This window comes from Flavilitoribacter nigricans DSM 23189 = NBRC 102662 (genome assembly GCF_002646595.1).
In the GTDB taxonomy this organism is placed as follows: domain Bacteria; phylum Bacteroidota; class Bacteroidia; order Chitinophagales; family Saprospiraceae; genus Flavilitoribacter; species Flavilitoribacter nigricans.
In genome coordinates, this window is record NZ_PDUD01000001.1 from 370,680 (window position 1) to 396,211 (window position 25,532).

Sequence of the window (25,532 nt, forward strand, 5' to 3'; positions counted from 1 at the left end):
CATTCATTTCTGGTTTTCGATTATAAACTATGAATGTCCCCCACTACATGACATGTTCTAATTTACATACTGGATCAGCGAGGTATTTGGATTTCCCGGGAGCTGTTTCCGTTAATTCGGAAAGCACCGATCTTTAATCAACAGTATTACAACCGCACCCAACTTTCCGGCACCAGATCAGTGGTATCAATGCTCGGGTCATTGAACCAGTTCCGGGGCGCGATCACGATCTTGTCCGGAGCATCGCTGAGCCAGACGGCCCACCAGGCGAAAGAACTGTTGGGAATGATAAAGTGCCGACAGGCCCGCATCAGCCGGTGGTAATTACCGAATTTTTCCCCTTTCAGATCGTGGTGCACAAAAACCGTTTCGTGCGGCAATTGCAAATGCTGCTCGCACCAGGCCATATCATCCGAGAAAACGAAAAAGGTGGGATTTTCTACCCGTTCGCTGATGTAGCGCACCGAGCGCAGGAAATAGTCCTTATTCGTGGTATTGAGGGTATCTACTTTCAGAAAGTCCGTTCGTCGGACGTTGAGACAAACGGAATTCGATGCCCGGATCCGATCCATCACTGCCGCTGACGCAGGGAGTAATTCATTGTGAAAGCTGAATTCCTCCCGGATCTGTTCCGATATCTCGGAGAAATAGCGGGCGCTCTGCCACCAGCCCTCGTACACGGTATCAGTTGTCGGTTGGGATAAAATCTCCGGCACCAGATGAAAGTGAGGTTCTTTCCAGTGGCGTCGCCCCCGGGTAGCCTGTCGTTTCATAAAGCGGGTGACTTTCGAAGATCTGGTCAGGTAGAGTTTGCGCAGTATCGCCGGGCTCACCAGAAAGTCTTCCCGGGAATTGAAAATGTGAAGATCGTAATCCCGATGCACAAAATCCTTTTTACTCCGGTCCAGCAGGGCCGAAAGGTCCAGCTTCAGGGGACAGTCCAGGCGAGCCGACAAACTCCGGCCGAGTGCATACTGGAACATCTGGTTACCCATACCTCCCTTGAGGCGAATGATGATCATTTAGTATATTTTGAAAAATGCTTTGACAGTTGTGCAAGCAATGGCCGGCCCCGTTCCCGGTGCACCGCAAAGGCATCGATACCTACGTAAAAATGCGCGTATTTTTCCTGCAAAAAAGCGGCCGCTGCGGCCTGGTCTGCCGGACTGAGATGATGAAATTCGTAGAGAATAAAAGCAGGTTGAAAACGCTGAAGATCCAGTTGAGACAGGATCTGCCAATCGTAACCTTCGGCATCGATATGCAGGATGTCGATCCCCTTAATCTCGTGCCGCACCAACAGATCCGGCAGACTGATCCCCTCGATAGTTTCCGAAACGATGTAGGGAATTACTTCCGGTTTTACCTGACGAACGATATGCTCCCGGTCAAACGAGCCGAGTTGCTCGTACCAGTACGGCAGATCCGGGAATTCCGAATTCACCTCGGGAGATAACCAGTAAAAGGGTAATTTCTCTCCGGAATTAACGGCGGCATTTTCAAACCGAAAGCGTTGGGTATCCGGATAGTTCTCCCGGAGTTTTTTGAAAAAGAAAGGAATCGGTTCGACGAACAGGGCCCGCCATTGCCGGTTTTTGGCCAAAAGCGGATAGAATGGGTCTCCCGTCTTGCCGTCGTTCGAACCGATCTGCACCAGCCAGGCATCCTGTTTTCCCAGCAGTCGATCTATCCAGTACGGCGGTAAACTCTGGTCTTTCAAAAAGGGCTTTTTCAACAACTTTCGCTTCGCCCGTGCCAGTAGCTTTCTTAGCTTCATTTTCGGTAGTTGTTTTCAGTCCGCCATGCTTCGTAAAGTGCCAGGTCGAACCGGTTGTAACGGGCGATCAGTTCCATTTCGTCCGGGCTGGGCTCCGGGTATTTAGACTTTCGATCGTGCAATACCTCCTCGTAGGGAATATGATGGTCCCGCAAAAAGAGCTGTACACTATTGGAGAAATCCTCAAAAGGAATGACATAAGTGAAATCCGCAAGATTTTTCCGGGCAATCGCTAAGGTACTCTCATCCGGTTCGGGATCGATCGATCCCGAAAAATACCGGCAATACAGATTGCGCACTGCCCAATTCTTTTTCAGAAAGGTTTCCAGTCCCCTATTGGCGTATTTCTGATAGGGAAATCCGGGGTATTCGCGCAGCACCATCTGATAATGCGACCACACCCGGGAAACCGGTTCCCGCATGATCGTCAGGTAGCGGTACGCTCCGGGCGGGCAGTGCATGGAGACCGGCCGGTGGATATGCAGATTGACAAAGGTATCGCCCGGATCTTTTTCCAGCATATTGGCCAGGGTAGTCCCTCCCGTTTTGGGAATATGAATAAAACTGATCTGATCCCGGGCAAAGGTGTAATCGGGATTATCAAATCCGTTCATCCGGTGCCGGTACCGGATATGTTTGTCGGTATCCAATACCTTGTCGAGTAGCTGATAGTAATCCAGCAGCAACGCTTTCTTGATCCGGCCAAGGCGTACGTGCAGTGCCGTCAAACTGAAGATTTTTTGTTCATTTTCCTTTTAGATACTGCCACCTGTTCCAAACCATTGTAATGGGCCGCCTTCATCACCAGGATACCATCCCAGCTAAAGGATTCCTCCAGGTCCACATCAGCAACTAGCTGAAAACCATACTTTTCAATTAGGATTTGCTTACAATTTGCATGAAGCTCCGCGGAATGGGTCGAAATGAATACAAACCCGACCCGCTGCTCTTTTAGCAATTGTTCGGCCCCCTGCAACATCTCCAGTTCGTAGCCCTGAATATCCGTGTGCAGGATATCGACAAAATCGATATTCTTCCGGCGGCAGATCTCATCTACGGTCGTCACGTTATTTTCGCTGTTGATCGCTTTGCCGATGCCGTAGTGAAGGAACTCTCCCTGCAAGCCATTCAGCCGAAAATTCTCCTTCCCGAAATACAGATTTTCGCGGTCGGGTTCGACCATGATGCAGCGTGCTTCGGGAAATTGCTGTAAAAACCACATGGAATAAAAGGCCCAGTAGGCCCCGAGTTCCAGAAAGGTATACGGCTTGCCGGCGGGAAGGGAATCCAACACCGCCCGAAAGGCTTTTTCTTCCTGGGGTTCGTGCACGCCCCGGTTTTGCATCAGCATATCCAGCATGGGATAGCTGTAATAACTGAACGGATCGATGCGCAGTCCGTTGTGCATGACCAGCTGCCCGTCGATCACTTTCCCGGCTTCCGGCACCCGGGGAATGTCTGCGTTATCCGGGCATTCAACCACCAGCTCGATCCGTGGCCGCCAGTACTGCTGGCGCTCTTCCGATAGCTGATCCAGCAGCGGCCGGCTATTGCCTAAAAGATCGGACAGCGCTTCTTTGCGCTGGTTCACCCGTCGCTGGAAATACCAGTTGAATACGGGCGCGGGAACGATCTTCTTTTTGAGTAATTTTCTAATCTTCCGCTTGAACATCGGGTATACTGGTTTTGGTGGCCACCATCAACAGGAACCAGAAGAGCTGGTTCTGAAAGTTTTCAGCGGCCATGCCGAACAGGATAATTACGGCCAGTAGAATGAAGCTGAATATCCTCAGTAAATGGCCGGTTTCCGTAGCGTAGGGTCGGAATAATTCCTGCACCCGGCTGCGGACGGATTGGAATAGAAAGATCAAATACAGGAACAATCCGGGCATCCCGTATTCCGTCAGAATGGCCAGATAATCATTATGGGTGGAAAGGTGATAACCGCGGTTCACCACTTCCAGGATCAATTTATTGGATTCCTGACTGAAGAAGCTGGAAAAATTGGCCTTGTACTGACCGATCCCCATACCGACGTATCCCGTTTCTTCCAGGGCCCGAATGGTACCCCGCCAGATCACGAAACGCACATCCTCTTCGTCGGAATCAAAAGATTCCATCACCCGGTTGACCAGCACGAGCGGGCCGCCCAGATCAAGGGCCTCGTTATTGCGGGGTATGAGCAACACCAACAGTGCAGAGCCGGCCACTATCAATCCGACCTTATTCCGAAATGAAATAAAAAAGAAAGCGATCGCTACGGCCAGGATCAGCAGGATCAGCCCGGTGCGGCTGCCGGTGATGATGAACACATAGAGCAGGAATAATAACAATCCACCGTATCCCAATCGTCTCAACAAGCTCCTCGCCCGGTCCATTTTCAACAGAAAAAAGGTCATGATCGCTACGAGCCCCAGCGCGGCATAATTGGGATTGTCCATAAATCCGGCATCACGGGTACCCCGGCCCACCAGCACAAAATTGTAGAACATATAGGCCGAGTTCAGCACCAGCCCCAGGGCAAAACTGCGGAACACGAGGATCATTTGCCGGTCGTCGAGGGCCAGGGTCTTAAAGATGAAAAAGGCCAGCAGGTACAGTCCGCTTTGAAAGAGATCGTTGAGAAAGTACCCCAGCGCAAAAGGTGCCGTCATCATTCGGAAAAAAGTGAGCACCAGTCCGTAAGCAAAAATGGCGTACAGAAAAACATCCCGTTTGATGTCTTCCCGGATCTCGATGCCCTGCCGGAAAAATTTTACGATAAACACGCCAATGATGAATAAATTGACGATCCGGTAAGGTTTGAGAATGGTATCGATCCCCAGCCAGAATTCCAGGATGTATTCAAACGGCAGCAGAAAACCGTAGAGGCAAAAAAGGCCGAAAAGCAGTTGGTGGATGTCTATTTTAAGCTGCAAGGCTTGTTCCGCTATTGATCAGACGGTGGTGTAGTATTCCCGGTAGTCCGAAGTCATAGATTCAATTTTGGCGATCTCTCCGGGTTGTAATCGTTCGAGCCAGTCCTTCCGTTCCACGATCCGGGTATCCTGCCCCAGCCGCATCCGGTAATTGCCCATGATGTGCTGTTCGTAATCCCGAAAATTCAGGGAAAAACCGCCGGGGTCCATACCCACAAATTTAAGCAGTTGCCGAATCTCTCCCTTGGGGTCCCGACAGAGCGCTTCGTAGGTTAGCGTGGTGTATTTAATCCCCAGGCGGTCGAGGACAAATTGATTCTTTTGCATTTGTTGCTTCCAGCGCCGGGTAGCTTCCTCTACCGACCAGGAATTGTATTTCAGTGAGGAGGCGACCTGTGCCCGCGGATCCCGCGTCAGCCAGATGATATGCAGATCAAAATCGTCGATCTGCGACAGGTATAGTACCTGCTCGATGCTTTTGGAGGAATCCAGAAAGATCCGGCTGTTGTCCATTTCCAGAATGACCTCCACCAGCCTGCGGTTGAAAGTGTTCCAGTTTCGTCGCCTGCCGGCAAAAAGGTGATCCGACAACGGCCATCCGTCGAGAATGGCCCGCTGCAGGATCTCCTGCCCCAGCTTCTCCAGGTATTTATTCCCGTACAGCTGAAATTCCGTTTCGTTGACACCCAGTGCCCGCTCATCGATCCGGGCCAGCACCTTCTCCCTGACCGCAGTCCAGTAAACGCAATCCTGAAAAAGCGCACCGCAGGAACATTGTAGTCCCGTCTGCCCTTTCGGTCGAATGGATTTCACAAAAAACTTACGACGCTCTCCGATGGTAGAGATCTCCGGATGGGTCGCCAGCAAAAAACTGAGCAGTGTGGAACCGGAGTAGCGCTGGGAGAGGATATAGATGTATTTAACCGGCAAGATCTAAGCGGTTTGGTAGTTTTTATTCAAAATGGCCCGGACCACGCGCAGGACCCGCTGGGTAGACTGGCCGTCGTCCGTAAAACACTCTTCGGTCAGTGCATGCCGCCGGATCGCCAGATCGTGATCCGGATCTTGCAGGTAGCCCGTAATTGCTTCGTCCAGTTCGGCGGTGGAACGTACCACCCGGGCGCCGCCCAGGGCGACAAACTTGCGCAGATGGGTGTAATCGACCAGGCGGCGGGCGGACCGCCAGTAATTGACCCGAAACCCTGCATCAAATGACGTGAGGATCACCGGCTTATTGAGCATCAGGGCATCGATGGACACCGTGGAGCCCGAATTCAGGCAAACCCGGCAACCGGCCAGCAGATTGGATAAACGGTCCATATCCTGTTGCTGCATGCTCCACCGCAACCGGCTTTTATTCAGCCGGGGGAAATCCACCGCAATTCGATCACTCGCCAGGGCCTGCAGCCGACCGATCCAGGTGGGATCAGCCATAAAACCCTGCACATTCTGTGGGTGTGGCCGTACGATCAGTTGCAGCTCCTCACCAAACGCACCCTTTTCGATCCTTTCACTTAAGCCTTCGATGATATCGATCTCCCGGGGTGCAAACCGCGGGGAGCTCATGGCAAAGAACAGGTATGGTTTTCCGGGATCCAGTCCCAGATCCCGCAGGAGATGGTCGTAATCCGGTTGTTCTCGCACCGCAACGTGCTGATCAAAATGCGGCACGCCGCAGATGTGGATGCGCTCCGGAGGAATATCGTAATGCTCCAGGAATTCATCCCGCATGATGTTCCCCCAGGCGATGTAGTGATCGGCCATCATGGGGAATTTTCCTTTCGAGGTGATATTGTCCCAGCTCAGGAGATGCAATAGGGTACGAATACCAGCCGCTCTGGCCGCGTAGAGAATCTTCGCTTCCAGGAAATTCACCGGGTAGGTAGCGACTACCAGTTCGGGATCGATCCGGGTCAGCAATTCGGAGGTCCGTCTCGACTTCAGATAGCGATGTTCGTTGCGGATAAAGCGCTCGCGAATGGATGGGAAATACGGGATAAGTTTGTGAATGGCGTAGTAGTAAAAGGCCCGCACCCGCCGCCAGGGATGGATGGACGGACTGTAAAATATCTCGTAGATGTGTTTCTCCCACAGCGCCGGATTTTTTCGGATATCTTCCAGAAAATATTTCCTTTTGAACAGATAGTCATCCCCCCAGAGTCCGATCTTTTCGTCATTGCCGTAGATCTCAACATTTTCCGCTTCCCGAAACAGGGCCAGGTTTTCATCCTCCGGATCGGGAGTGATGATGGCTACGCGTTTTCCGCCCTGGGCCAGTTGCCGGATCAAACCGGTCTGCAGCAGCATTCTGGCCGCAAAGCCGTGCGAAATGACGTAACAAATATCGGTTTTCATGCGATGCGTTGATTGATTAGTCGTTCGGCATTAGCCCAGTCGGCCGGCGTATCGATATTGATCTCCGGCGACTGTTCCAATACGCAGTAGGTGATCTTTTTTCCGTAAAGCGTCCGCTCGTCCCGCAGAATGGCCCAGCGGGTCAGATAAATCGCTCCGTCCCGATAATAGGCCGGGGGTAATTCCTGGCGGCGGGGAATGATCTGCTCCTCTCCGGTCGCCAGTCGGAGATAGCCGTCGCCCTCCGGCTCAAAGATCCAGTGGGGATTGTATTGGTGCGGTACCGGGCGGACCGAGATCAGGCAATCCGCCTCGCGGTCTTTAAATTGCCGGATCGCCAGATCAATATCTTCGGCCGTCCGGAACGGAGTAGTCGGTTGCAGCAGACAGATCGCATCAAACGTTTTTCCCCGGCTTTCGTAAAATTGCAAGGCGTGTACTACGGTATCGATTGTCGGCGCACTGTCCGCAGCCAGTTCAGCCGGACGCAGAAAAGGTACTTCCGCGCCGGTGCGACGACTGACCGCAGCGATCTCCGCGTCTTCGGTAGAAACGATCACCGTATCGAGCAAACTACTTTGCAGCGCGGCTTCGATTGTGTAGCAAACGAGCGGTTTACCGGCCAACGCCTTCAAGTTTTTGCGGGGAATCCCTTTGGAGCCGCCCCGGGCAGGTATCAATCCCAGTACTTTCACTGTATTTCGTTTTTCACATCCCGGGCGACCGCTTTGGAAAAAAGGCGGGCGCCGGCGAGATTCATATGATCGTCATCGTAATAGTGTACTCCATCCCGCAGCACGGTCAATCTTTGCCGGTTGTAATCCCAATACGGCACTTCCAGGGATGCCGCGATCTGCCGGAAATGATCGGATAGCTCCGGATAGTTGCCGATCTTCTCCACCGATATTTCCGGCATCGGAGCGACAGAAAAGACCAGGGGTATATTTTCGGAGCGGCAAAGCATCACGATCTTTTGCAGATAATCTTCACAGCGCGATGTGAAATCCGCGGTTCCGGTGGTAAAGCGATCAAACTGGTTATAGTTTTGCAGAATATTCAGAGCCAGGGTATCGGTGAATCCTACAAAACCTTTTCCGCTGTAATCGCCTTTTTTCGGTGGCAGATAGGAGCGGCCGAGCAATTTCTTCAGTTTGGGTTCTGCATATTTTCGGTACACATAAGCGGGAAAGAGAGAGACTGCTACTTGATCGCGGCGCGAAAAACCCTCGCGAAAAAAGGCACTGCGAGCTGGGCCTTCCGCCATATAACTCCAGTTGGCCAGTCCGTTATTCAGTAATTCGTCACTGGTAAAGACCATAAAGTAAAGGTCCAGGATCACCAACGCCGGCCGGTGGCGATCCATCACTTCCCGCAGCAGATAGTAGCTGGTGATGGGCGACTGGGCCGAACTGCCCATATTGAAAACTGTGCGACCCAACTCAGCCTCCAGGGTGTAAGGCTCGTAGGAACGGTACGCATGGGAAGAGCCCAGGATCAATACTTCCACTGGGTCACTTTCTGCATAAAATTCCTGCCAACGCAAATTGGGATAGAACTGCTTGCCGGCAGCCATATCAACGGACTCGTAGGTCTTCAAATACCGGCCCAGCAATAGATTCAGCCCGATGAGTAGCGCCGAATAGATGGATATTTTCAGTAGGAATTTTTTCAAGATCTAAAATTGGAAATAGATGAACGGGGTTTCCTGCCGCGGAGCCAGCAATAGAATACACAGTGCCGTCACGAGATAAATGCCGGCTCGGGCCCAGGCGGGTACCCGATTTTCCGAAAACTCAAAAGCATGCCGGCGCCGACGCTGCAACCACTCCACACCAATGAAGATGGCAACTCCGGCAATCAGGATCAGATGTTTACGTAAAACGGCCAGGTTCAGCTCCGGATTTTCTACCATTTGGGCCAGGTAGTCCAGGGCGTGCTGTAAATTTTCCGCCCGGAAGAAAACCCAGCCAATACAGACCAAAGCAAAGGTGAATAACATCCGCCCCAGGTCCGCCGCAGTTGGTAAAAAGCGATCCCGGGCTACGATATCCAGGTAACTGCGATTGTTGTTCAACAGTATAAGCGGCAGGAAAAAGCAGGCGTGCAGCGCTCCCCAGACAATAAAAGTCCAGTTGGCTCCGTGCCAGAAACCACTGACCAGAAAGACAATGAACACATTGCGGATCAGTATCCACCGGCTTTCCACCCGACTGCCGCCGAGCGGGATATACACGTAATCGCGAAACCAGGTGGATAGGGAAATATGCCAGCGCCGCCAGAATTCGGCGACATTACGGGAAAAATAGGGATAGGCAAAATTCCGCATCAGATCAAAACCAAACAAACGGGCAGTCCCAATAGCAATATCCGAATAGCCGGAAAAATCGCCGTATATCTGAAAGGCAAACAGCACCGCCCCCAGAATCAGGGTCCCGGTCCCGGCCGTTTCGTAATTCGCAAAAATATCATTGACGACCACCGCACAGGAATCGGCGATCACGATTTTCTTAAACAGTCCCCACAGGATCTGCCGCATACCATCCCGCGCCTGTTCGTAATTGAACGTCCGCTGTTGCTGAAACTGCGGCAACAAGCGGGTAGACCGCTCAATGGGACCGGCCACGAGTTGGGGAAAGAAACTCACATAAGCAAAAAACGCCAGCCAGTCGCGGGTCGGCTCCAGTTTGCCCCGGTAGACATCAATGGTGTAGCTTAGCGTCTGAAAAGTATAGAAACTGATACCGACGGGCAGGATGATATTTAAAGTATTGGGTTCAAGAGTGACACCGATGCGGTGAAAGGCCCCGATGAACTCTTCGACAAAGAAGTTGTAATATTTGAAAAATCCCAGTAGGCCCAGATTGATGGCCAGTGAAAGGTACAGCCATCTTTTCCGCACGGCCTGATCCCGGGTTTGTCCCATCCGTTTACCGATGCTAAAGTCAACCAGGGAGCTGAACACGATCAGGGACAAAAAGCGCCAGTCCCACCAACCGTAAAAGAGGTAGCTGACCAGCAAAATGAAAAAATTCTGCACCCACAACGACCGGCTGGACAACAACCAGTACCCCCCGAATACCAGGGGCAGAAAGAGCGCAAAATCTATAGAGTTAAACAGCATTAATACTGTAGGACTTTGTGAAAACTGAGCGGTACATCGGCCAACAGATTACCGATGCGACATCCCGCCCGTCCATCTCCGTAAATATCATCGGGGGTATAATGGCCGTGATCGATCTGTTGCTGAATGGCCTCTTTAATGGCCTCCACGCTGTATTCCGTATCCAGTACATTGCGGCCCCGTTCCCGGCCGTTCTGACGCGTACCGATATTGACCGCCGGGATGCCCAGGTAGGAACATTCCCGGATCCCGACACTGGAGTTGCCGACAATGCAACGGCCGTTCTTGAGCACCTTCAGGAAATCCAGCGGGTCCATATTTTTAAAGAAGTGAATGTGTCGGGGCTGATGCTGCTCCCGAAAGGCCCGTATGGCATTGGAGGTACCGTCCGCACCCGCGTCCACGTTCGGCCAGAACCAAAAGGTAGGTACCTGCAGTTCGTTAACGGCCTGCAGGGTTTTAGAGACCTGTTCCTTGGCGGCCCGATATTCCGTGGTTACCGGATGTTGCATGACAACAATGTAGCCGTCCGAAATATTGGGCTGCTCCCCCACTCCACCGTAACGTTCGTAGGGATCGAAGTCCATAGTCCCATCTTCCCGGATCTCCCGGGCAATGTCGATAGACGGACAACCGGTAAGAAAAACCTTCTCCGGATCTTCTCCCATTTTGATGACCCTTTCCCGGGCCTTGTGGGAAGCAACCAGATGCAGGTCCGCCAGTTTGGTGATGGCGTGCCGGACTTTTTCATCGATGTTTCCCGTCACTTCTCCACCCTGGATATGTACCAGAGGAATATTCATATAAGCCGCTGCGATTGCCGTAGAGATCGTTTCAAAGCGATCGGCGATGGTGATGACGGCATCGGGTTGCAGGTGTTCGAATACATTGGTGAGTTCAATAATGCCGAGGCCGGTGGTTTTCGCCTGGGCCAGCAGATTCTCCCCTTCCAAAACGTTGAAAACCCGGGCCGCGATCGTAAAGCCGTCTCTTTCCATAAAACGGTAGGCATTCCCGTAGCGGCTTAGTAGTGCCGAAGCGGCCACCACCAGTTGTAATTCCAGGTCGGGATGTTCTTTTATAGCCTGGAGGGCCGTTTTCATCCGGCTGTAACTCGGACGTGCGGTTACAACCACGCATATTTTTCGTTTGGGCATATTTTTTGGATTAGGGATTAAAAGACATCAACTCGCAAATGGAATTCCGCTGAAGATATCGGGAAACGAGCAGTTCGGTATAAGGGTCCGGAAGCGACCGGCAGCAGGACCTTTATCAGTCCAGATCCGCTTCGGTAAGGAAATCATACTTTGCTTTCGGGCGGCTCAGTCTGCGACCGATCACCGAACGGAAAACGGAAGCGGAAACGCCCATACCGGCCGGTTTCTTTGCTTCCAGGTCTTCGAATTGCAAAATGTGCCCGGTCGGAAGATCGCGATTGACCGCCAGGGTCTTTTCAAAGATCTTTTTGAGATCCGTGTAGCGGCTATTGTCACTTTTATCCACCGGATGGTCCAGTGCGGTTTCCAAAAACCGCACGCCTTCCACCAGCGCCTTTATTTCATCAATAGTGAGGGAAGAAGCGGCGTCCGGGCCAAACATTCGCCGGTCAAACACGGTATGGAATTCCAGTACTTCCGCCCCCAGCGCAACGGCGGCAATCCCGGTGGTAATACGCGCCGTATGCTCGGATAAACCAATGCGGACATCCGGATAGCGCTGTTTAAATTCCGGGATCAGGTTCAGACCGATCCGATCGGGCGGGGTCGGATAGGCGGTCGTACATTGTAAAAGCGTTAGGTCGTTCCCGAAACCGCGAACGAATTCGACGGCTCGGTCCAGTTCTGCGTAGGAACTCATTCCGGAAGAGAGAATGATCGGCTTACCCGTCCGGGCGATCTTTTCCAGCATTAAAAAGTTATTCACTTCTCCGGAACCGATCTTATAGCGTTTAACGTCGAGTTCTTCGAGCAGGTCTACGGCCGCCTGGGAAAAAGGAGAAGCCATGAATTCCAGTCCCTCCGCTTCGCAGTGCGCTTTAATGGCCGCCCACTGTTCCGTGCTGAATCCCATCCGCTGCCAGTAATCAAAACGGGTGGCGTCTTCGTAGGAAAAATTGACCCGGAAAGGTTCCTCGGCGCTGCTTTCCGCCGCGGCAATATGCACCTGGAACTTCACGGCATCAATACCGGTCTCCGCCAGTGCGTCGATATAGGAATGCAGGATACCCAGACTGCCGTCGTGCGCCTGTCCGATCTCTGCGATCAGGAAGGTCTTGGATATCTGTTTGGTATCGGATGCCGCCATAGCCGGATTATTTATCATCGATGTAATAGCCCTCACCGTAACCGTACTGGTAGTTCTCCAGAGCGCCGTAACGACCGCCCGCTTTGATCCCGTTGAAGATGATGTTTACATTTTCCAGATCCTCATTCCGGTACATTTCATCCAGGTTCTTCAGCATGGTTTTCCGCGTATGTTTATGACGCACGATCACCAGGGTCCGATCAACGAATTTACGCACCAACAGGGCATCGGAAACCAGCGTGATCGGCGGCGTATCGATCAGGATGTAATCAAATTGTGATTTAAGCTCGGAAAAAAGAGTTTCCATTCTTGCGGAGACCAGCAGTTCCGTCGGGTTCGGAGGGATCACTCCGCTGGAAATGTAATGGAGATGATCTACCCCTTCGTACGGCCGGATGATCTCTTCGAGTTCACTCTGACCGACCAGGTAATTGGACAATCCGTGGTCCGAGGCGGCCCCGCCCAGTGCGTTGCCCAGTTTGGGTTTACGCAGATCCATTCCGATCAGGAGTACTTTCTGGCCGGAAAGCGCGATGGCGATCCCCAAATTAAGCGCCATAAAGGTTTTTCCCTCACCCGAGATAGAAGAGGTGATCATGATGGTCTGCTGCGCCTTGTTCATATTGGCGAAGTTGAGATTGGCCCGAACGAGCCGGAACATTTCGTTGATCGCCGTCCGGCTCCCCTGTTCCACCACGATCGGGTTCTTACTCTTATGCTGTGCCACCCGTCCGAGAATCGGAATGGTAGTCAGGGACTTTATCGTTTCTTCCGAATCTACCTTGACCTCAAAAAAACTGCGGATGATAATGAACAGCAGCGGTACCAGTAATCCCAGGAAAACACTCGATACCATGATCAGTTTTCGCTGGGGATAAACCGGCCCCTTGGAAGCGCGGGCCCGATCGATGGTTCGGGTCTTCGCAGTGGTAATGGCTTCGGAAAGCGCCGTTTCTTCTCTTTTTTGCAGCAGATACAAGAAGAGATTTTCCTTAATGGTCTGGGTGCGCAGTTTTTCCACCAAGCGTTTTTCCACACCGGGAATGCTGCCCATCCGCTGGCGCAGGTCCTGGATGTTGTTTTCCAGTTTATTGATCGGTATCTGCAGATCATTTTGCAGATTGCGGATCGTTTCCATGATGAGCGCGCGGATGTCGGAGATCTGTTCTTCCAGCGCCACCCGGGCCGGGTTGATCTCACTGGCCGTAGCCAGCATGCCCGTACGGCGCAGTACCATATCGTTGTATTGATTGACCAGTCCACTGAGTACCTGGTTTTCGGCGATGAGGTTGGCGGGTATCAGGTCGAAGGCCATTTTGTCATTTTCCAGGAAGCGCTCCAGGGAATTGAGAATATCGCGTTCGATCTCGTAATCCGAAAGATCGCGCAGGGAAGCCCGGATCTCATCCAGGGTAAAGCTCAGGCTGGAAGATGCATCCGCCGTAATGATGGAGTTGGCACTTTTAAAATTCTGCACCCCACCTTCGATGGAATCCAGTTCCGTTAGCAGATTACTGACGCGTCGATCAATGAAATTCAGTGTATTGCGCAGCACTTTATTCTCATCCCTGATCTCTTCTTCGTTGTAGACATCGATTAGCGTATTCAGCACATCCCGGCCCTTTTCGGGTACTTCGTCGAGGATACTCAACTCCAGCACACTGGAGGTAGACTGATCACCGATGCGCCGTACCTGTAATTTGGAACTGTAGACCTTGCCTGTGTATTCCACCGGAGCGATGAGCATCCGGTAAGCGCCCGGGATGATGGCGATCTCCGAGTTATAGCGGATCAGGAATTTGCCGTATTTGTTCTCAAAAGGCACCCCGAAAGCGTGGCGTTTGCCCTCCTCCGCCTCTTCGCTGAATTTCAGAGTAAAACTATCGTAACCATCCAGTTCGATGAAGAACGAAAACCCGAATTCCATGGGTTTCGTCAATTGGTAGCTCTCCAGCAGAAAAGGAGAACTCAGGTACAGTTCCGCCTCTTTTATATTGCCCTTCCGAAAATAACTCACTTCGATATCCAGCCGGTCGACCACCTTCTCCATCAGGGTGAGGGATTTGAGGATCTGGATCTCATTGTCCATGGCTTTGGAACCGATGGAAGAAGCGTCATCCGCAAAAAGGATGCTCTGTTCGGACATGATACCACTCCGTCCGGCGTCCTTGATCAGCAGGATCGCCCGGGCGGCGTATTTATTGGTCGTATAGCGCAGGTACAGTTTACCGGCGGCAATCGCGATCACCAGGCACAGTACAAAGAGCCACCAGTAGGAAAGAATCTTCCGCAACCATTTCTGCAGGTCGATCAGGATGACATCCTCGGAAAAGCTGGATCTGTTTTTTATAGTCGGGTCTGCCAAAAATTCGAAATTTATATTGGGTTAAAGTCGGATGATGGAGATCGCTACCACGGTGAGGGATGCGATCACGGAGATCCAGGGAATGACCCGCGTGGCCGGATCCCGTACCGCATTGGTCTTGGTTTTGGCCGGGCGGACGTATACCACATCATTTTGCTGGAGGTAGAAATAGGGGGAATTGAACACGTCGGTCGAGTTGAGGTCGAGATGCCCGAAAGTCCGCACGCCGTCCCGTTCCCGGATCACCATAATGCTGTCGCGACGCGAAAAGCTGGTAAAATCTCCCGCCAGGGAAAGCGCATCCAGTATGGTGACGCGTTCGTTCTGTACCGGAAATATGCCGGGATTGTTGACCTCTCCGTTTACATTGATCCGGAAGTTGGCCAGGCGGACACTAACGATCGGTTCCTGTTCGAAATAGGGGTCCAGTAATTTTAGCAGCGTATCGGCCGCCGCCTCTACGGCCAGTCCTTTCATGGGGATCTTGCCCAGGGTCGGGAAAGTGATATTTCCCTCGCTGTTGACCAGAAAACCATTGCCGCCTTCGGAACTGCTGTTGGTACGAAAAGGCTGGACCGAAGCTGCATTGGCACTGTTGATCTGGATCTCCAGAATATCATTGGGCTGGATCACGATCGGTTCGTAATTGGTAATGGACTGCGGCTGGTCGGGGATCCCCGGAGCCTCATTGAAGTTGACCAGGGAATCGTAGGTTACGCAACTTCCGAGCGAGCAGGTGATCAAAACTGCAAAAAAGAGCTGACTAATTCCTTTCATGTTCTGCTTACTTAAATCGTGGATCATTTGGTTGCTGAAAGATACAGTCCTTTTACGGCTTCGCCTTTAATAAGTCGCAAAGACTTAATTTCCTAAAAGTTGCCACCAAGCCAGAAATAAAATTCAAATGATTAAAAAATGATATACCTTGATATATTCGTTGCGGAGCGGGTTTTGGTTTTAACCAATCCCCGAAAACCGGATTAAACCAGCATTTTATCCACTACTTTCTCCAGTCTTCCCTCCGCTTTATACGCTAAATAACTTTCGTGCAACTCTCGCATCCGCCGGCGGTACCTGTCCTCAGAAAGAACCCTCCTGATCTTGCGGTGGATCGCTTCCGGCGAATCCTGATCTTTATCTCCGATCAGCCCCATTTCATGGTAGGCGACCCGCGCCGCACAACCGTTCTGATCCGATCGCTTTCCGGAGTACACCAGCATGGGTACGCAGAAATGGATACACTCGTTGATGGTATGAATACCGCCGTGGTTGATGGAGCAGTCCGCCCGCGCCAGCACCCGCAGTTGGGGCACCCAACCAAAGGCATGTACATTGTCCGGCAGCCTTCCCAACTCTTCGGGATTAAGCCGGCCACCCAATCCCAGGATCAGGTTCCATTCCGGTTCCATGGCTGCCGCGGCGCAGACTTTGGTTAAAAATTGGCGATCACCCGCTTTCAGACTGCTCACCGAACAGTAGATCAGTCGGCCGGGCCTTGCCAAAACGCGGGCCAGTCGTCTTTCCTCCTCCTGGTCCACCCCGATATCCCGGCGATCCGTAAACACCATCGGGCCCACGTAATAGAGTTGTTGGCGCTTCTCGTGCGGAAATTCCATTTCCCAGGCCGTCATACTCATTACCGGTAACTGGCGGTAGCTGAAGGGGCCGGGCCAGTAGTTTTCCCGGATCAGATCCCGGGGAAATCCCAACTTATCCGCCCACTGCAGGAGCATACTCCGGCGATCCGTGCCCAGACTCATCCACTTCTTTTTGGCGAACATCCAGTGTCGCTGCAGGCGGACACGCCACCAGGAAAAGGCAATGTAATCCGAACGTCCGCGAAACCCCTCGCCGGGAATAATATCGTGCAGCAGATAGGGTAAGTCCCGGCTTTCCCACAGGGAAAACCACTGACTCAGCAGGACAAATCGCTTTTGATTCGCGTAGGCTGCGAAAATATATTCGTGCAGCTCCACGTCAATGATCAGCAATTCGGCCGGCAGGCTCCGGATGGCCGCCTGTATTGCCTCCATGCTCATGCCCTCTGCGGCCTGTTGGCGACGATCTCCGGCATTCCGGACTTTGTGCCACCATCGGGCGGGCTTTCGTAACGGACCGCGAAATTTCGGGCTGGCCGGTTCGGTATCCAACCGGATCTCCGGCAACTGGATGTATGGAATCCCCTGGGCAACCACCTTTTCCCGCACATCGCGCGGACAGGCATAGGTCAATTCGTGCCCGGACGCCTTCAAACGTGCCACCAGTTCAAAACTGGCGTGCAGAATGCCGCTTAATCCCGTCGTTATACATACAATCCTTGCCATAGGGCCATTTATTCTGCCCGGTCCATTGCCGCTAACAGTGTCTGTATCCTAGCCTCGATGGCTGTAGCCAGACTCGCAATGGTCGTTTTTTCAAATATGAGATTGATCGGCAGCTCCAGTTCGAGCATCTCGTTGATCCGCGCCATCAGGCGAATGCCCGACAGGGAATCTCCCCCGATATCGATGAAATTATCGAATACGCCGACGCGGTCCAGTCCCAGGATATCCGTCCAGATCTCACTGAGCAACTCTTCCATATCACTGCGCGGGGCAACGTACTCTATTTTCAGGCTCGGTCGGATGTGATCGGGTTCCGGCAGCGCCTCTTTGTCCACTTTACCGTTGCTGGTTACCGGCAATCGATCCATTCGGATGAACTGTACAGGGATCATGTAGTCCGGCATCCGGGAAGCGAGGAAGTCCCGGAGTTCGTAGGTATCGATGGAGGCCGGAGCGCTGTAATAGGCGATCAGTTGGCCGGTTTCGTCGGCACTTTTCCGGGCCTCGGTGTAGCCGATTTCATCCAGGATCTTTTGCACCTCTACTTCATCAATGGTTTCGTTGATCTCTTCCAGAGAAGCCTCACGGGTCTTATGGCCGATACGTACGTCCCAGCTGTAGGGAAATGCATAATTGCTGTATCCCTTTTCTTTTTTGTGGACGAAGATCCCCGCCTGGTTGATGAGGCAATTGGTAGAACGCCCCGTATCCGTTGGCCGGACCCAGGGCAGACGCTGATCGAGATAATTCAACATTTCCTCCAGGCTAACATCCGTATAGCGGTAAAAATCAACGAATTGCACCCGCTCAAATACGGTGTCATCCGCAAACATGGAAACATCCATCAACTCGCGGACCGCATCGTCTACCCGGTGGTAGGCTTTGCGGGCCTGCAAAATGATGTTGTCGATCTCATCCGCATCAAACCGCTCCTTCCGGAATAGTTCCTCCGTCAGCCGGGTCTCAAAGAACTGCCCCCGGGATAAACCGGTGACGATGTAGGGTATGTTTTTTTCCAGCGCCAGTTGGATGCTGAGCGTGTAAATGGTCTTAAAACAGCCGTCGCATACATTACAGTGTCTTTGCAGGCTATCCACAAATATCTCATTCATGACCGGCGTCTCGCCGAAAACATGATCAACGCCCAACTCCTGTACCACGCGGCTGATATTATCTTTGGCCTGCTGGGAGATGTAACCGTTGTCCAGCGTAAAGGCCAGTACATTCAGGCCCAGCTCCACCAATTGACCCAGCGCGTAGGTGCTGTCTTTTCCTCCACTGAGCAGCATGATGCAATCGTACGCCCGATCCGCACTGCCGGGCTTTTCGGTAAAGAGCGCTTTCAGGTCCGCCATGGTGCGGAAATATTTCTGAACGTTCTCCTGGTAATGCTGGAAAGACCGGCAGAGATGACAAACTCCCTGCTCGTCAAATTCGGCGGTGGGGTAATTAGCCGGCAGGCCGCAGCGTACGCAATTGTGATCGGCGACTTTCGCAGCTTGGGTCCGGCGGCTACGAAGGCTCACCACCGCGTTGCCAATGGCCGGATGGCGACTCAGTGCCGAGGAAATTTCTTCCAGTTCTACGCGGCGTCCGCCGATCTTGACCTGTTCGTCTTTGCGGCCAATATATTCCAGCTGGCCACTCCGGTTCATGCGCACCAGATCACCGCTGCGGTACAGTCGCCCGTCGGTTAATGCCGGGATGCGGATAAATTTTTCGGCGGTCAGGTCGTCCTGTCCCCAATAACCTTCGGCCAAGCCGCGGCCGCCAATGTATAGTTCGCCCGCTACCCCATTGGGTACCGGGTGCTGGTATTCATCGAGGATAAATACCGGCATCCGCGCTATGGGTAATCCGATGGGAACCGCCCGGTATTCTTCGTCCTGCCCGCGATCAAACTCATGTACTACACAACCCACGGTAGCTTCCGTAGGACCGTATTCATTGAAGATCCGGATCTGGTTACCGAACTGCCGGCTTACCGCCAGCGCCAGACTGGTTTTGAAAAATTCGCCACCGACGATCATGGTCCGGATCCGGGAGGCCGCATATTCCTCCCCGTCGATCATTCCCAGGTGGGAAGGAGTCAGTTTGATCAGATTGATCCGGTCATCCCGGAGTACATCCAACAGGGCCAGATCGGCCGGACTGTCCGTTTCCGGAAATGGTATAATGGTCCCCCCGGTCAGTAGGGGCAGGAACAAGCTGGTGATGGTCAGGTCGAAACCGATAGAGGTGAACAGCGGCATCACCGGAACCTCCTGTTCCACGTAGGTTGATCCGGCCCACTGGATATAGTGCGCCAGGGCCGCGTGGGATAACATCACTCCTTTCGGTAAGCCGGTGGAACCCGAGGTATAGATCAGATAGGCCAGATCGCGGCCACTTAGGGTTACCTGCGGTTTATCCGCCGGTAAGCCGGCGATAAATGCCTGCTCCACATCCAGGCGGATGATATTCCGGTCGGCCATTTCCAGATGATCGATCAAATCAGAAGTGCTGAGTACCAGGCGGGCATCCGCATCGTGGATGATGCCCAGGGCCCGTCCTGCGGGTGTATGTACCGGTACCGGCACAAAAGTACCTCCGGCTTTGAGCACCGCCCAGATACTGATGATCAGTTCCGGAGAACGCCGTAACAGGAGCGCAACCCGGTCGCCTTTTTCCAAACCGTTATCCAGCAGAAAACGGGCCAACTGATTCGACCTTTGGTCCAGGTCACGATAAGTAATAGACTGACTCTCAGTTGCTACAGCCATCTCACCGGGATATTGGCCAACTATCTTTTCAAAAGTGGTCAATACAGTATCCGGAACGATGACTTCGGAATCCGGGACGGAGATTTCCCCGTTCCCTTCCACCAGAGCTGTTTCCGCGATCGGTGCAGCCGGGTTGGCCAGGAACTGATCCAGCAGTCGCAGGAAATGAGCCGGCAATTCAGTACGAAGTTCCTGATCAAAAATATCGGTGTTCAGATCGAAATGCAACTGGATCGTTCCGCGCTGATCAAAGTCGTGCACCTGCAGCCGCAGGTGGTGAGCCGGGTCGGCGTGATCGGGATGCACCCAATCCAGGCGCATCGGCATTCCGTTGAAATCCGGAAAACTCGCATTGATATAATTCAGCACTACATTGTAGGCCCGGCTCAATTCGGGCGTACTGGTACCGGCCCGGGCATTTTTGAGGAAGCTGTTGGTTTCCTCCTGCATCTTTTTGAAGAGCGAAAGAAAGGTCTCATCTGGCCCCAGGCTTACTGCCAGTGGGAACAGTTCGATGAAGAGGCCGGGTATGTTTTTTTGCTGCGGGCTAGTCCGGTTATGTGCGGGAGTGCCGATGGCCAGTTCCTGCTGCCCGGAAACCCGGTAGGTAAAGGCCGCCAGCAAACTGGCAAAAATATTGAACAGAGAAGTGTGCAGGGTCCAGGAGCGCAATTCCGGCCGCCGAGCCAGTTCCTGCAAAGCCGCCATACGCTCCGGGCCAAGGTCCAGGCTGATCCGCTGGGAAGCGGTATCCACCATTCTTTTATCCCGACCGTAAAAGGCCGGAGCCCGGGCTAAAGTATTGGCTTTGTTGCACCAGTGAGCGGCAGCCGACGATTTGGCGGTCTGCTCTCTGGTTTCGATCTGCTCCCGGACGTATTCCCGAAAGGCGGGTAAGGCCTCCGGTTCCGGCTGTGCCTCATCCCCGAGGGCATGATAGTATCCGGCGAGCGCCCGGTATTGCAGGGTCATGGCCCAGGCATCGATGATCAGATGGTGTTCGTTAAAAAACCAGACATATTTTTCGGGTGATAATTTGATGAGCGCCGCATCAAAAAGCCGTTCTCCGAGGTCAAAATTTACCCGGCTGCGGCGGGCTGCCCATTCTTTTAGTTGCTTTTCGGTGGTGTCCCGGCCAGACCAGTCCAGATAGTCCAGCTCGAAATCTATATGATCCTGCAGGATCTGACGCGGCTCTCCGTTCCGCTCTTCAAACACCATTCGCATGGCATCATTCTGGCGGACCAATTCCCGGAAAGCCCGGCGGAACCGATCCACATCGAGCGCCCCGGCGATCTCAAAACACATGGCCATATTATAGAGCGGACGATCCGGATAAAGGCTTTGTCCCATCCAGATGAGGTATTGGCTGGAGGTAAGGGGCAGCGCCCCAGAGGAGGAATGCGGAGTAGTTGCGAATTCGTTCATGATGATCCTGTTGTCATTTTAAGTTGCTTCCTGCGGCCTTTACTGCCGGCTGCTGATGTAGTTGACCATGGCTTCCACCGTCAGGAAATTCTCGATGGTCATATCCCTGGGTGGCACGGTAATTCCGTACTGGTTTTCAATGAATCCGATAATTTTCATCATGCCCATCGATTCTACCAGGCCGCTTCCGAGCAGATCGTCCTGCGGCGTGATCTCCAAGCCGGCGTCTCCGGCGTGGAGCTCGTCTTTGATGTAGGTGATCAGTTGCTTATCCATGTACTTGTTTGATTTTTTCCAGTAATTGTGTTTTCAGTGCCGGCCGGTCCACTTTATCCGAACCGGTGCGGGGAAAATCCGACAGCTCAAAAATGCTCTGCGGTAGTGCGTACCAGGGGAGTTTATCCCCCAGAGCGGCGATCAGGTCCTTTTCGGTAGTGCCGTTGGATCCGTTCAGGATTACCGAACCGATGATCAGGGTTTCTTCCGACCCGTTCCGATAGGGAAAGACTGCCGCTTCCTTTACGGTTCCCAGCGACCGCAACTGGTGTTCTACCGCTTCCAACTCCACCCGGTAACCCCGGGTCTTGATCTGTTGATCTTTCCGGCCCATGAAGTGCAGCAGGCCGGCTTCATCCTGCCGGACCAGGTCACCGGTGCGGTAGTATTTTTCCGAAAATCCGGGCGCTACCTCCATGCAATAGAAGGCCTTTTCGGTCAAGTCCGGCTGCCCCCAGTATCCCTGCATGGCGGTTGCGCTGCGAATGAGTAGTTCACCAATATTTCCCGGACCAACCTCCCGGTCCTGGTCATCCAGGATCAGCATCTGCGTATTTTCCCAGACGGTGCCCAAGGGAGCGGGCTGCCCCGACAATGGTGGTTCCTCCAGATGATAATAGGTGCACTGGTTCACTTCGGCCGGCCCGTAGACATTGCTGAACCGCGCCTGCGGCCACTTTTCCATGAGGGCCGCCAGGTGAGCGGGCGGAAAGACTTCTCCGCCGAATAATATCCAACGCAGTGCCGACAGATCCCGTTCTTCCAGAATACCGCGCTGCAAGAGCTGGATCAGGGCCAGCGGCACCGAATACCAGATGGAAAGTTTTTCCTTTTCGATCAACTGGCTCAGACTGGCCGGCATCTTGGTATAAGCGTCCGGGATGATCACTGTAGTGGCTCCCACCAGCGGAGCAGTGAAGTAACCCAGGGTTGAAATATCGAAATAGATGGGCGCATGGTTGCCGATCCGATCCTGCCCGGTCAGTTGGTAGGTCTGCGCGGATAAACGCGCGTAGGCCAAACCGCTAGCGTGCGTGTGCATGATGCCTTTCGGCGATCCGGTGGAGCCGGAAGTGTACATGATGTAGGCCAGGTCTTTCTCACAGACCCGCCCGGCCGGACTGCGATCCGTGGGCATCTCCCAGACTTCGTCCCAGCTTATGGTCTTTACCGGCAAATCCGTTTTCAATCCGATAATGCTTTCCAGGGGTAGCGCTTCGCCATCGACCAATTGTTGGAGTCGGCGTTTTTGCACCGGCTGACTGATGAGGTGTTTCACCCTACAGCTTCGCAGAATACCCCGAATTCGTTCAAGCGGTGCATTGGGATCCAATGGAACATATACCGCTCCGGCCTGCATGATCCCGTAGATCGCCAGGGCCGTTTCCAGGCACCGATTCAGATAGATGCCGACCCGGTCTCCTTTTCGGACGCCCATTTCCTGCAACAGCAGTGCCAGCTGCTGCATGCGTTCGGCCAGTTGGGCGTAAGTATATTGCTGATTACCCCCGCGGAAGGCCGGTTGATCCGGATACCGGTACGCCGAATCCAGGACCGAGTGGGTCAGTAAATAGTTCCATCCTTTATCTCTTGCTTCGGCCATTATATTCCAAGTAGTTTGGCGATAATGTTTCGCTGTATATCCGATGTACCGGCGTAAAGCACTCCGCCGATCGCATCTCTCAGATCTCTTTCGATACCGGTTTCCGTCAGATAGGCGATGCCGCCACCGTTGCGAATGGCGTCCAGACTGGAAGCCAGAAAGCTTTCGCTCAGTTGCAGCTTCAGGAGCGCCGCCTCCATCATGGCGGATTTTCCCTGACTTTTCAGCCAGGCGGCTTTATATAATAACATACGGGAGGTTTCCAATCGGAGTTTCATGTCGGCCACCCGATTGGCCACCGACTGAAATTTCCCGATCGGCTGGTCAAACTGGCGGCGGCGGGTAACGAAATCTACCGTATTTTCCAGTTGCCGTTCCATGGACCCCAACTGGCTGGCCAGGATGAAACAACGATCGTATTCGAGGGAATGACTGATGATACTGAAACCGGCACCTTCGGCTCCGAGCCGGTTCTCTTCGGGGATAAAGCACTGCTGAAAGCTTAGTTTGCCGATCGGCACCGTGCGCATGCCCATTTTCGACTGCACGGGATGCTGGATCAACCCTTCCGTTCCTCGCTCGACGATAAACGCGGAGATCCCCCATTTCCCGAGAGCCGGATTCGTGCGGGCCAGTACCATGACGACATCCGCGATCGGGCCGAAAGTGATCAGGTGTTTTTCTCCTTCGAGTAAATAGCCGCCCTCCGTTTTTTCCGCCCGGGTATTCATCGAAAATACATCGGAACCCGCATCGGGTTCGGTGAGGGCGTGGGCTCCGATAAGCCGGCCCGCCGCCATTCCCGGCAGGTATTTCTTCCGTTGTTCCTCGCTGCCAAATTCAAAGATGGGTAACTGTACGGTCCACATGTGCGCATTCAGCCCCAGGGCCAGTCCGTTGTCGGTGCAGGCGTAACCGAAGCCCTCCATGGCCAGGGTGGCCCGGAGCAGATCCCGATCCTCGAAGGTCCCTCCGTAGGCTTTGGGGATGGACAAACCCTGAATACCGAATTCGGCGCATTTTTCCCAGGCTTCCCGGGAAAAGATCCCCCGTTCGTCCCGGTCGGCCACAGCCGGATCCAGTGTCTGACGAGCAAACGCCTCTACTTCTTTTCTGTATGCCAGATGATGTTCCGGCCAGGAAAAATCCATTTTTTTTCTTTTAAACTTTGGATGTCTGGAGCTTGAAAACCAATCTATTTCGCCGCCGCACCGGAAACCGGAGCGTGTTTTTGCAGGAAGTGATAGGGATTGAGTGCGTCTTCGGAATGATTCTCGATCTCGATGGGTGTACCCAGGTTCAGCTGTTGTGCACAATCCAGGAATAATTCGGTCACTACCATATCTTCCAGCGAAAGCCCGGTTGAATCAAATATACTTCGCTGGTGGCGAATATCTTGATATTTATTTCGATTCTTGATCACTTCGATAATGTCCGGAGCGATATCCGCGGGTTCCAGTTGTTGGCATTCCCCCTCCACCAGTGCCTGCTCCAGAAAATCGGGACACACAAAACTCCGGCGCAACAACTCCACCGGGATCTCGATCTTTCCCGGAAAATCGGAGCCAACCGCATTGATATGCACATGGGGCAAGGTTTCGCATTCGAAAAACAGAGGGCCCGCACCAATTTCTATGGAAGTGGCGGTAGAAATAATTTCCGCCGATCCTACGATCTGGGCAATGTCTCCGGGGACGAACTGCGTAGACAGATCCAGACAACTGCAGCGATCCGGAAAAGTAGCCATCGCCTGTTCGTCGGTATCGTAATACCAAACCAGTTCAAAATCGAATATCCTGGATAAAGCGTGCAGCTGACTAACCGCCTGGGAGCCGCAACCGATCAGTCCCAGAGTGGAACTCTCCGGATCGGCCAGGTACTTACTGGCAACGGCGGAAGCCGCGCCGGTACGGAATGCCGTCAAAAAGATACCGTCTACCAGTGACTGTAAATGCCCGGTGCGGGTATCGTAAGTCGCAATAGTGGACACAATGGTGGGCAGGCCCAATTCCGCCGGATTTTTGGGATGATAGCCCACCGTTTTCACGAGCACCTGACGCCCCAACTGATGGATGGGCATCCATTCCACCAGGCCTTCTACCGGTTGCTGGTAGTGAAAACCCGAACGAACCGGAATGATGGTTTGCTCTTCGTCGTAGGACTGAAAAGCGTGGATCATTTTTTCGATAAGCTGATCCATCAGGTAATTTAATCCAAAATGTAATACGATCTTTTCAATATCCCGGTGAGAAAGTATCAGGGTCTCCGTGTTTTTAGGCATCTTATATTTTTCTTTAAA

General features: G+C 53.0%; 20 protein-coding genes. All 20 read right to left on the bottom strand.

Features of this window, described 5'->3' with window-relative positions:
* Positions 1-146 precede the first annotated feature (146 nt).
* Entirely contained in the window at positions 147-1,022 is an 876-nt protein-coding gene (locus CRP01_RS01395) for an alpha-1,2-fucosyltransferase (RefSeq protein ID WP_099148185.1), read from the bottom strand.
* Positions 1,019-1,777: an FkbM family methyltransferase gene (locus CRP01_RS01400; protein WP_099148186.1), complete on the bottom strand. Its 759-nt coding sequence runs from the start codon at positions 1,775-1,777 to the stop codon at positions 1,019-1,021. Before CRP01_RS01400 ends, CRP01_RS01395 begins: the two co-directional genes overlap by 4 nt.
* The gene (locus CRP01_RS01405; RefSeq protein WP_099148187.1) at positions 1,774-2,505 is read right to left on the bottom strand and encodes a hypothetical protein; all 732 of its coding nucleotides are present in this window, start codon (positions 2,503-2,505) and stop codon (positions 1,774-1,776) included. Before CRP01_RS01405 ends, CRP01_RS01400 begins: the two co-directional genes overlap by 4 nt.
* Positions 2,502-3,449, bottom strand: a complete 948-nt coding sequence (locus tag CRP01_RS01410; protein WP_099148188.1) for an FkbM family methyltransferase — start codon at positions 3,447-3,449, stop codon at positions 2,502-2,504. Before CRP01_RS01410 ends, CRP01_RS01405 begins: the two co-directional genes overlap by 4 nt.
* Positions 3,430-4,695 (bottom strand): O-antigen ligase family protein, encoded by a 1,266-nt coding sequence (locus tag CRP01_RS01415; RefSeq protein ID WP_099148189.1) that lies wholly within the window; start codon positions 4,693-4,695, stop codon positions 3,430-3,432. The genes CRP01_RS01410 and CRP01_RS01415 overlap by 20 nt, the downstream gene beginning before the upstream one ends.
* An 18-nt stretch (positions 4,696-4,713) precedes the next feature.
* On the bottom strand, positions 4,714-5,625 hold the full coding sequence (locus tag CRP01_RS01420; RefSeq protein WP_170110172.1) for a sulfotransferase: 912 nt from the start codon (positions 5,623-5,625) through the stop codon (positions 4,714-4,716).
* 3 nt (positions 5,626-5,628) lie between these two features.
* Positions 5,629-7,050: a glycosyltransferase family protein gene (locus tag CRP01_RS01425; RefSeq protein WP_099148191.1), complete on the bottom strand. Its 1,422-nt coding sequence runs from the start codon at positions 7,048-7,050 to the stop codon at positions 5,629-5,631.
* Positions 7,047-7,745 carry an acylneuraminate cytidylyltransferase family protein gene (locus tag CRP01_RS01430; protein ID WP_099148192.1) on the bottom strand — a complete coding sequence of 233 codons (699 nt, stop codon included), beginning with the start codon at positions 7,743-7,745 and terminating at the stop codon, positions 7,047-7,049. The genes CRP01_RS01425 and CRP01_RS01430 overlap by 4 nt, the downstream gene beginning before the upstream one ends.
* Positions 7,742-8,722, bottom strand: coding sequence for a hypothetical protein (locus CRP01_RS01435; RefSeq protein ID WP_099148193.1), 981 nt, complete (start codon positions 8,720-8,722; stop codon positions 7,742-7,744). Before CRP01_RS01435 ends, CRP01_RS01430 begins: the two co-directional genes overlap by 4 nt.
* Before the next feature lie 3 nt (positions 8,723-8,725).
* Positions 8,726-10,171: an MBOAT family O-acyltransferase gene (locus CRP01_RS01440; RefSeq protein ID WP_099148194.1), complete on the bottom strand. Its 1,446-nt coding sequence runs from the start codon at positions 10,169-10,171 to the stop codon at positions 8,726-8,728.
* Entirely contained in the window at positions 10,171-11,328 is a 1,158-nt protein-coding gene (neuC, locus tag CRP01_RS01445; RefSeq protein ID WP_099148195.1) for a UDP-N-acetylglucosamine 2-epimerase, read from the bottom strand. Before neuC ends, CRP01_RS01440 begins: the two co-directional genes overlap by 1 nt.
* Positions 11,329-11,443: 115 nt before the next feature.
* Positions 11,444-12,475: an N-acetylneuraminate synthase family protein gene (locus CRP01_RS01450; RefSeq protein WP_099148196.1), complete on the bottom strand. Its 1,032-nt coding sequence runs from the start codon at positions 12,473-12,475 to the stop codon at positions 11,444-11,446.
* A 7-nt stretch (positions 12,476-12,482) separates the two neighbouring features.
* Positions 12,483-14,840 carry a GumC family protein gene (locus CRP01_RS01455; protein WP_099148197.1) on the bottom strand — a complete coding sequence of 786 codons (2,358 nt, stop codon included), beginning with the start codon at positions 14,838-14,840 and terminating at the stop codon, positions 12,483-12,485.
* Between the two features lie 21 nt (positions 14,841-14,861).
* Entirely contained in the window at positions 14,862-15,617 is a 756-nt protein-coding gene (locus CRP01_RS01460; protein ID WP_170110173.1) for a polysaccharide biosynthesis/export family protein, read from the bottom strand.
* A gap of 203 nt (positions 15,618-15,820) precedes the next feature.
* A complete protein-coding gene (locus CRP01_RS01465) occupies positions 15,821-17,164 on the bottom strand; it encodes a nucleotide disphospho-sugar-binding domain-containing protein (RefSeq protein WP_099148199.1) in 1,344 nt (447 codons plus the stop codon).
* An 8-nt stretch (positions 17,165-17,172) separates the two neighbouring features.
* Entirely contained in the window at positions 17,173-21,354 is a 4,182-nt protein-coding gene (locus tag CRP01_RS01470) for a non-ribosomal peptide synthetase (RefSeq protein WP_099148200.1), read from the bottom strand.
* A 39-nt stretch (positions 21,355-21,393) separates the two neighbouring features.
* Positions 21,394-21,630 (bottom strand): acyl carrier protein, encoded by a 237-nt coding sequence (locus tag CRP01_RS01475; protein ID WP_099148201.1) that lies wholly within the window; start codon positions 21,628-21,630, stop codon positions 21,394-21,396.
* Entirely contained in the window at positions 21,623-23,233 is a 1,611-nt protein-coding gene (locus tag CRP01_RS01480) for an amino acid adenylation domain-containing protein (RefSeq protein WP_099148202.1), read from the bottom strand. The genes CRP01_RS01475 and CRP01_RS01480 overlap by 8 nt, the downstream gene beginning before the upstream one ends.
* Complete coding sequence (locus CRP01_RS01485) at positions 23,233-24,384, bottom strand: acyl-CoA dehydrogenase family protein (RefSeq protein WP_099148203.1); 1,152 nt, start codon at positions 24,382-24,384, stop codon at positions 23,233-23,235. Before CRP01_RS01485 ends, CRP01_RS01480 begins: the two co-directional genes overlap by 1 nt.
* A 44-nt stretch (positions 24,385-24,428) precedes the next feature.
* The gene (locus CRP01_RS01490) at positions 24,429-25,514 is read right to left on the bottom strand and encodes an ornithine cyclodeaminase family protein (RefSeq protein WP_099148204.1); all 1,086 of its coding nucleotides are present in this window, start codon (positions 25,512-25,514) and stop codon (positions 24,429-24,431) included.
* Between the last annotated feature and the right edge of the window lie 18 nt (positions 25,515-25,532).

Bases quoted from the DNA above. Each gene is read 5' to 3' on its own strand.
- CRP01_RS01490 (WP_099148204.1), bottom strand. From the start codon at position 25,514: ATGCCTAAAAACACGGAGACCCTGATACTTTCTCACCGGGATATTGAA.
- CRP01_RS01465 (WP_099148199.1), bottom strand. From the start codon at position 17,164: ATGGCAAGGATTGTATGTATAACGACGGGATTAAGCGGCATTCTGCAC.
- CRP01_RS01440 (WP_099148194.1), bottom strand. From the start codon at position 10,171: ATGCTGTTTAACTCTATAGATTTTGCGCTCTTTCTGCCCCTGGTATTC.
- neuC (WP_099148195.1), bottom strand. From the start codon at position 11,328: ATGCCCAAACGAAAAATATGCGTGGTTGTAACCGCACGTCCGAGTTAC.
- CRP01_RS01480 (WP_099148202.1), bottom strand. From the start codon at position 23,233: ATGGCCGAAGCAAGAGATAAAGGATGGAACTATTTACTGACCCACTCG.
- CRP01_RS01425 (WP_099148191.1), bottom strand. From the start codon at position 7,050: ATGAAAACCGATATTTGTTACGTCATTTCGCACGGCTTTGCGGCCAGA.
- CRP01_RS01450 (WP_099148196.1), bottom strand. From the start codon at position 12,475: ATGGCGGCATCCGATACCAAACAGATATCCAAGACCTTCCTGATCGCA.
- CRP01_RS01470 (WP_099148200.1), bottom strand. From the start codon at position 21,354: ATGAACGAATTCGCAACTACTCCGCATTCCTCCTCTGGGGCGCTGCCC.
- CRP01_RS01460 (WP_170110173.1), bottom strand. From the start codon at position 15,617: ATGAAAGGAATTAGTCAGCTCTTTTTTGCAGTTTTGATCACCTGCTCG.
- CRP01_RS01475 (WP_099148201.1), bottom strand. From the start codon at position 21,630: ATGGATAAGCAACTGATCACCTACATCAAAGACGAGCTCCACGCCGGA.
- CRP01_RS01410 (WP_099148188.1), bottom strand. From the start codon at position 3,449: ATGTTCAAGCGGAAGATTAGAAAATTACTCAAAAAGAAGATCGTTCCC.
- CRP01_RS01485 (WP_099148203.1), bottom strand. From the start codon at position 24,384: ATGGATTTTTCCTGGCCGGAACATCATCTGGCATACAGAAAAGAAGTA.
- CRP01_RS01400 (WP_099148186.1), bottom strand. From the start codon at position 1,777: ATGAAGCTAAGAAAGCTACTGGCACGGGCGAAGCGAAAGTTGTTGAAA.
- CRP01_RS01395 (WP_099148185.1), bottom strand. From the start codon at position 1,022: ATGATCATCATTCGCCTCAAGGGAGGTATGGGTAACCAGATGTTCCAG.